Consider the following 5654-nt stretch of genomic DNA (forward strand, 5'->3'; position numbering starts at 1 on the left):
CATAATGTAAGACATCGCTGCATAAATCTGCTTTGGTCAAAATGACAACAGGGGTAGCACCAGAGTCCCAGGCTGCCACAAGATAGCGTTCGATCCGACGGACGTTGAAATCCGCATTTAAGCTCATGACGAGAAAGAGCAGATCAACGTTTGAAGCCACAATCTGCTCGGCAATTTGTTGGCCTGCAACTTTACGCGAAAACTTTGAAAACCGAGGAAACATTTCATGAATAACCGCCCGTTCTTCCCCAGGCATTTTTTCAACCAGTACCCAATCTCCTACAGCTGGATAATCTTCACGCGTTTGTGAGTCATATGCATACTTCCCAGCGACCGTCGCCAGCCATTCTCCATCTTCGGAAACCACGCGATAGGAATGTTTATGTTCAAGGGTGACCCGAGCAGGTACACACTGTTTATATTTTGGTTGTTCGTTAAAAGTCAATAAGTTAGCTGCGTATTCTTCTTTAAAGCCTAATGTTTGTAAATTCAATTTGAAATCCTCCTGTTTTATGCAAATTAAAAAACCTTATAACATGCCCGATTCGGCAGTCATAAGGTTTCCATGCACGTTCAAGAAGGTATACGTCAGTGCGTATACAAAGGGCATGTGAAAGTAGACTTACCGAATCGGTTATGAACAATCGTACAAGCAATCGTATAAGTCATCATAACACATCACCCTCCTTCCAATTAGTCCTTTGAATTTACCAATTTATTCATAAATTGTCAACTGTTTTTTATCCTCGCTTCGGCTGCTCTCTTACTTGTTCGGCAGCTTCTAACACTTCCTGTAAGGATTTGCCCATACTTGATTCCACCGCAGCCACGTAGCCGCCTTCAATTAAAGGAGCATCTGCGATTAGGATGTTTTCCCGACCTGAAAGTTCCATAGCCATTTCAGCATTCATGAGTGCGCTGCCCAGGTCGAATAAGATGAGAACTCCTTTTTCAGAATAGACGCTATCAATTGCACTCAAAATTTTCTCCAAGTTCGTGCCGATTTCTCCGTCATCTGTTCCTCCTGCTGCTTCGATCGATACATTTTGAATCGCTTGCGTCGTTAATTCCTTTAACCCCAACGCAATCTGCTCACTATGGGAAACAAACACGATACCGACATTACTCATAATGTAACCCCTTCCTTTTCAATGACTTCAGAAAGTGACTGTAAAAGATAGAAGCTCGAAACTGAACCAGGATCTAGATGACCAATTGACCGTTCTTTTAAATAGGCAGCACGGCCCTTTTCAGCTTGCATGTCTTTTGTTTGTTCCATTGCGTCTTTAGCTTGATTACTGAACGCTGCTGGATCAAAGGCTGTGTTTTCCTGTAAAAAACGAACAACGGGAGACCAAACATCGACTAAGGTTTTTTGGTTTTCTGCTGCATGTCCTCTTTGCAAAATTCCGGCTAACGCTTCCTCAAACGCAGTTGTTAGTTCAGCATAATTTATTTTTGCTTTCCCTTTCACACTCATCGACATCTTTAATATCGCCGTGCCAAACAGCGGGCCGGAAGCTCCTCCTACTTTCGAAATCAGCGTCATGGCCCAGTCTTTTAATAAGTCTGCAGGACTTTCATAATCTGTCTCTGCCGTTTTTTTGATTGCTTCCTCAAAACCGCGGGACATATTGATTCCATGATCGCCATCGCCTATCGCTTGGTCAAGATCCGTTAAATAGGTTTTATTTTCTTGAATTTTCTCATTGGTCTTTTGAAGCCATAGACGAACATGTTCTGTTGTCAGTCCCATCCTGATCATCCTTTCTCTATTTACATCCGAAATGCTGCTGTATGTGCTGGTGCATTTAATAATTCTTTTAGTTCGTCATCTAGTTTTAATAAAGAAATCGAACAGCCTGCCATTTCAATCGCTGTCATATATTCACCGACAAACGTTTTATAGACGGTCATTCCTTTCTCCGCAAGAATCTCACTCACTTTTCCATTCAATATATATAATTCCATTAACGGTGTTGAACCCAGTCCATTAATCATGACAGCTACTTCATCACCAGATTTGTGAACACCGTCCTGCAAAATTTTTGAGAGAAGCTCTTCAGCAATTTCATCGGCCGTTTTCAGGAAAGTCCGTTCAATTCCCGGTTCACCGTGAATACCCATGCCAATTTCCATTTCATTTTCAGCCATTTCAAATCCCGGTTTGCCTGCTGCTGGGATTGTGCAGGCTGACAAGGCCATTCCCATCGAGCGTACATTGCGGATTGCTTTTTCGGCACTTGCTTTTACCTCAGCTAAAGATGCTCCTGTTTCTGCTTTCGCGCCGGCAATTTTATGGACAAAGATTGTTCCCGCAATTCCGCGTCTTCCAGTCGTATAGGTGCTGTCTTCAACGGCCACATCATCATTGACGATTACTTTGTCGACTGCAATCGTTTCCATCTCAGCTAGTTCCATTGCCATTTCAAAATTCATCACATCGCCTGAGTAATTCTTAATGACTAATAAGACGCCTGCACCACTGTCGGCGGCTTTAATGCCTTCAAGCACTTGATCGGGACCTGGCGAAGTAAAGACTGGACCACAAACTGCCGCATCCAGCATCCCTTTTCCGACAAAACCAGCATGCGCAGGCTCATGCCCGCTGCCGCCTCCGCTGACGATTCCAACTTTCCCAGCAGTACGTTCAACACGTGTTAATACAGCCGTATCCGGAACATGCTTCAGTACATCACGATGTGCTGCAACCATTCCTTTCATCATTTCTTCAACCACATGATTAGGATCGTTAATCAACTTCTTCATCTTTAGTCGCCGCCTTCGATTTAAGTAGACTGATTTTTCATACTATTTTATTATAACAGCACGTTCAAGTAAAAAAGAAATAATATAAACTGAGGCGGCCAACATCTGTTGACCGCCCCCATTTTTTTATTTCCCTCCGAACAAATTAAACATTCCTCCAAGGACACTGCCTTCATCCTTTGAGTTTCCTGATCCTCTCGGTGCAGCTGAAAATACACGGCTGGCTAGACGAGAGAACGGCAGCGATTGGATTAAGACGTCCCCCGGACCTTCAAGTGTCGCAAAGAATAAGCCTTCGCCTCCAAAGAGAGCCGTTTTAATCCCTTTCACCATCTCTACGGAATAATTAATGCTTGGTGTAAAGGCGACTAAGCAGCCTGTATCGACACGCAGTTTTTCGCCAGCTTTTAATTCTTTTTGAATAAGCGTCCCCCCAGCATGAATGAAAGCCATCCCATCTCCTTCAAGCTTCTGCATAATAAATCCCTCGCCGCCAAAGAAGCCTGCACCGAGCTTCCGCTGAAATTCAATGCCCACCTGGACACCTTTTGCCGCTGCCAAAAAGGCGTCTTTTTGACAAATCATTTTGCCGCCTAACTCTTGTAAATCAAGGGCAATTATTTTTCCAGGATAAGGTGCAGCGAAGGAAACTTGTTTTTTGCCAGCACCCGTATTGGTGAAAGCCGTCATAAATAAGCTTTCCCCTGTCACCAACCGTTTCCCAGCTCCAAAAAGTTTTCCCATTACACCTTCGTCGTTTTTTGAACCGTCACCAAAGATGGTTTCCATCTCAATCGAATCATCCATCATCATTAAACTACCTGCTTCCGCAATGACCGTTTCATTCGGATCGAGTTCAATTTCCACACATTGCATGTCATCACCATGAATGACAAAGTCTATCTCATGATTTCTCATATTGATCCTCCTTTAACTAGTTAAAAATGAAGCTCTCAAGCTAGCTGCCCCTTCATTTAGTGCCTCACGAGCTTCAGGCACAAAGGAAATAAAGTTTCCAAAGCCATGAATCAGATCATGATAATTTTTATAAAAAACGGGAACACCGTTATCTTCTAGCTTTTCCGCATACGCTTTACCGACATCCCGCAGTGGATCATATTGTGCGGTCAATATCGCAGCTGGCGGCAGGCCGCTCAAGTCTGGGTAGAGAATGGGTGAGACATATGGATTTAACATTTCGTCATCATGTGAAACATAATGTTTTCTAAACCATTTCATCATGTCTACTGTTAATAAATAGCCTTCTGCATTTTCACGGATGGAAGACGGTTCTTGATCATAACCGGTAGAAGGATAGAGGAGGAGCTGATAGCAGATACTCGGTGTCTTTTTTTCCTTAGCTAGAATACAAGCTACCGCTGCTAGATTCCCTCCTGCACTATCCCCGCCGACCGCAATTTGGTTACGATCAATCGCAAATTCCTCTGCATGCGTCGCAATATAGTGGAGAGAATCATAGGCATCTTCCACAGCAGCCGGAAATTTATATTCAGGTGCAAGGCGATAGTCGACTGAAATAACCACGCACTGTGCTGCATTGGTGAGTGATCGACAAATACCATCATGACTATCTAAGTTCCCCACTACCCAGCCTCCACCATGATAAAAAACTAACGCTGGCAAAAGCCCCTCGATTTTTGGGCTATAAATTCGAACTGGAATGTCCCGATCCTTTAGCGGTAAGATTTGGTCCTCTACTTTATGTACATCTTCCCTTTCCTGTTGGAAACTTAATGCCCCAGCATCCTGAGACCGATACACCTCAGGCGTCATCTGGTCGATAGGCAGCTGCGGTATCTCTTTCAACTTATCTAAGAAAAATTGAATTCTAGGATTCACAGTCATACATTCACTCCTCTCTCCATTCCAGGTTTCACTCATTTAGTTCGATTAATTTATGGGGAATTCCTGCTTTATCTACTTAAGCGATCACTATAAAAGTAAAAGATATTTTTCGATTACACAGCAAAAGGAATGATTCATTAAACAATCCGAGTTGTTGAGTTAAGGGACCAACCCCTCCCACACGTCTTTACGTCTGGGTATTTTAAACGTCTTCGTCCTCCTAGTGTGCAGAACTGCGGAATTTATGTGCAGAATAACCCATTTTCTGTGCAATTCGAATTCATATCTGTGCAAAATTGGCCAATTAGTGTGCAATTCAGCCACTTTTCTGTGCAAAGATTATTTTGTAGAAAAACCCTTTAAAATATAGAGTGAAAAGATAGTATAAAAAAGACTGATATATTAATAGTTTTAGAGATTTTCGTATATATTTCATGGTTTCTCTCCCTTTCTGTCGACATTCAAAAACTGGGTTCTGTAACCCATGGTGTTCAACGATTTGAATGTACGATTTCTCCTTTTTTTAGGTTGAAGAGAGAAAGCCAAGAAAGTTAAGGAAATCAAAGATATGAATGTATGATAATTACACTAATCATATATTCAAATTCAATAAAAAAACCAAGAAAAGAGACATAATTAACCTAGATAAATTACTCAAAAACTAAATATTGTAAAAAATATAATTAAATGGTAGTATTAGTTAAATATTTTTAACCGAGTAATTTTTTTTGATAAGGAGTTGGTTGTTGTGAAACAAATGTTAACCCTAACAGAGCACAGTCAGTTAAAAGCTCTTAGTGATCCGTTACGTGCCGAGATGATGATGCGTTTACTAGAAAGACCTTATACTGGTCAACAGTTATCTGTTTACTTTAATTTATCTAGGGCAAAAGTTCATTATCATTTAAAGGAATTAGAAAAAAATCAACTGATTGCAATAGTCAAAAAAGAAGAAAAAAACGGTATCATACAAAAGTTTTACCAATCAGTGGCCAGAGGATTTACTCCTTCTGCAGAGT

7 protein-coding genes are annotated in these 5654 nt (G+C 41.6%); 1 reads left to right on the forward strand and 6 read right to left on the reverse strand.

The genetic code is table 11. The annotated features are described in order from the left end of the window. The 6 genes from rsgA to lipP1 all read right to left on the reverse strand — a co-directional run. A partial coding sequence (gene rsgA / locus AC52RT_RS11935) for a GTPase RsgA (protein WP_495540947.1) occupies positions 1-493 on the reverse strand: 493 nt, incomplete at its 3' end. Between the two features lie 247 nt (positions 494-740). Further along, a complete protein-coding gene (gene dhaM, locus AC52RT_RS11940; protein WP_495540948.1) occupies positions 741-1130 on the reverse strand; it encodes a dihydroxyacetone kinase phosphoryl donor subunit DhaM in 390 nt (129 codons plus the stop codon). Next, positions 1127-1756, reverse strand: coding sequence for a dihydroxyacetone kinase subunit DhaL (gene dhaL, locus AC52RT_RS11945; RefSeq protein ID WP_495540949.1), 630 nt, complete (start codon positions 1754-1756; stop codon positions 1127-1129). The genes dhaM and dhaL overlap by 4 nt, the downstream gene beginning before the upstream one ends. A 20-nt stretch (positions 1757-1776) precedes the next feature. Then, the gene (gene dhaK / locus AC52RT_RS11950; RefSeq protein ID WP_495540950.1) at positions 1777-2769 is read right to left on the reverse strand and encodes a dihydroxyacetone kinase subunit DhaK; all 993 of its coding nucleotides are present in this window, start codon (positions 2767-2769) and stop codon (positions 1777-1779) included. A 126-nt stretch (positions 2770-2895) separates the two neighbouring features. Further along, positions 2896-3687: a TIGR00266 family protein gene (locus AC52RT_RS11955; protein ID WP_495540951.1), complete on the reverse strand. Its 792-nt coding sequence runs from the start codon at positions 3685-3687 to the stop codon at positions 2896-2898. Between the two features lie 12 nt (positions 3688-3699). Continuing rightward, positions 3700-4635, reverse strand: a complete 936-nt coding sequence (lipP1, locus tag AC52RT_RS11960; RefSeq protein WP_495540952.1) for a LipP1 family hormone-sensitive lipase — start codon at positions 4633-4635, stop codon at positions 3700-3702. A 748-nt stretch (positions 4636-5383) separates the two neighbouring features. On the opposite strand from lipP1, the gene AC52RT_RS11965 reads away from it, so the two are divergent. Then, positions 5384-5654, forward strand: a 271-nt coding sequence (locus AC52RT_RS11965; RefSeq protein WP_495540953.1) for an ArsR/SmtB family transcription factor, incomplete at its 3' end; no start/stop codon positions are given.

The organism is Peribacillus sp. (assembly GCF_059453735.1).

Coding starts and splice junctions, on each gene's coding strand:
- dhaM (WP_495540948.1), bottom strand. CDS start 1,130: ATGAGTAATGTCGGTATCGTGTTTGTTTCCCATAGTGAGCAGATTGCG.
- dhaL (WP_495540949.1), bottom strand. CDS start 1,756: ATGGGACTGACAACAGAACATGTTCGTCTATGGCTTCAAAAGACCAAT.
- dhaK (WP_495540950.1), bottom strand. CDS start 2,769: ATGAAGAAGTTGATTAACGATCCTAATCATGTGGTTGAAGAAATGATG.
- AC52RT_RS11955 (WP_495540951.1), bottom strand. CDS start 3,687: ATGAGAAATCATGAGATAGACTTTGTCATTCATGGTGATGACATGCAA.
- lipP1 (WP_495540952.1), bottom strand. CDS start 4,635: ATGACTGTGAATCCTAGAATTCAATTTTTCTTAGATAAGTTGAAAGAG.